This window comes from Ruegeria sp. BF6, from assembly GCF_056538665.1.
This window is the reverse complement of the sequence record NZ_JBQFTN010000045.1, coordinates 1-1,776: the sequence shown is the minus strand read 5'-3', so window position 1 is coordinate 1,776 and position 1,776 is coordinate 1. Positions and strand designations below refer to the sequence as shown.

1 protein-coding gene is annotated in these 1,776 nt (G+C 61.1%); it reads right to left on the bottom strand.

All coding sequences use genetic code 11. The features are described 5' to 3' along the window. The coding region (gene xsc / locus ACR0IM_RS24480; protein WP_480597392.1) for a sulfoacetaldehyde acetyltransferase at window positions 1-1,772 on the bottom strand (1,772 nt) is incomplete at its 3' end. Window positions 1,773-1,776: the final 4 nt, after the last annotated feature.

Here is a 1,776-nt window from a genome sequence, read left to right as displayed (position 1 = left end):
CCGGCCTGTGGTGTCATATCGTTTTCGCTGATACCGGCGACTGCGACCGGTTTTTTCATCGCGTCACGACGGAAGGGCTCGCCCAGTTCCTGGTTGATCATGGCTTCGATCAGGGTGGTGATGCCGTTCTTCTGGTCCTCGATGGCCTGGTTCAGCGCCGCGGTCAGCTCGTCCTGAGTGCGGGCGACAACGCCTTTCAGGCCACAGGCCTGTGCGATACCGGCGTAAGACACTTTGGTGTCCAGTTCGGTGCCGACGAAATTGTCGTCAAACCACAGGGTCGAGTTCCGCTTCTCCGCACCCCACTGGTAGTTGCGGAAAACGATCTGGGTCACCGCGGGCCATTCGTCACGGCCGATTGCGGTCAGTTCAGTAACCGCGATACCAAAGGCACCGTCACCCGAGAAGCCGACGACCGGCACGTCCGGGCAGCCGATCTTGGCGCCGATCACCGACGGCAGGCCATAGCCACAGGGGCCGAACAGGCCCGGTGCCAGATACTTGCGGCCTTCCTCGAAGGACGGATACGCATTGCCGATGGCGCAGTTGTTGCCGATGTCGGACGAGATGATCGCCTCTTTCGGCAGTGCGGATTGAATCGCACGCCATGCCATGCGCGGGCTCATCCAGTCCGGCTTGGCGGCACGGGCTCGTTCGTTCCAGGTGGTGCCCGGGTCGTCCTGCTCGTGATCCATCGAGGTCAGTTCCTGCGCCCAACGCGACTTTTTTTCCGCGATCTTCGCCTTGCGGGCGTCGCGACCATCGTCGCCTGCGGTGTCCGACAGCTGTGCCAGGATATTGGTCGCAACGGTGGCCGCGTCGCCAACGATACCGACCGAAACCTTTTTGGTCAGGCCGATACGATCCGGGTTGATGTCGACCTGAATGATTTTCGCATTTGCCGGCCAGTATTCCAGACCGTAACCCGGCAGGGTCGAGAACGGGTTCAGACGGGTGCCGAGGCACAGAACCACATCCGCTTCCTTGATCAGCTCCATCGCGGCCTTCGAGCCGTTATAGCCCAGCGGACCGGCAAACAGCGGGTGCGAGCCGGGGAAGGCGTCGTTGTGCTGGTAGCCAACACAAACCGGCGCGTCCAGACGTTCGGCCAGCGCTTTCGAGGCTTCGATGCCGCCCGCGGACAGAACCGTACCGGCGCCGTTCAGAATGACCGGGTTCTTGGCTTCGGACAGCAGCGCGGCGGCTTCGGTAACAGCCGATGCACCACCGGAGGGCAGTTCGAATTCGACCACGGCAGGCAGTTCGATATCGACCACTTGCGTGAAGAAGTCACGCGGCACGTTGATCTGCGCCGGCGCCGAGGCACGCTTGGCCTTGGTGATCACGCGGCTCAGAACTTCGGCCATCCGCGACGGGTCGCGCACTTCTTCCTGATAGCACACGCAGTCCGCAAACATGCGCATCTGTTCCATTTCCTGGAAACCGCCCTGACCCATGGTCTTGTTCGCGGCCTGAGGCGTTACCAGCAGCAGCGGGGTGTGATTCCAGTAGGCGGTCTTTACGGCGGTGACAAAGTTGGTGATGCCGGGGCCGTTCTGCGCGATCATCATCGACATTTTGCCGGTGGCGCGGGTGTAGCCATCGGCCATCATCCCGCCCGAGCCTTCATGCGCGCAATCCCAGAACGTGATGCCGGCTTTCCCGAAAATGTCCGAGATCGGCATCATCGCCGAACCAATGATACCAAACGCGTGTTCAATACCGTGAAGCTGCAGAACCTTAACAAAGGCCTCTTCCGTCGTCATTTTCATCTGT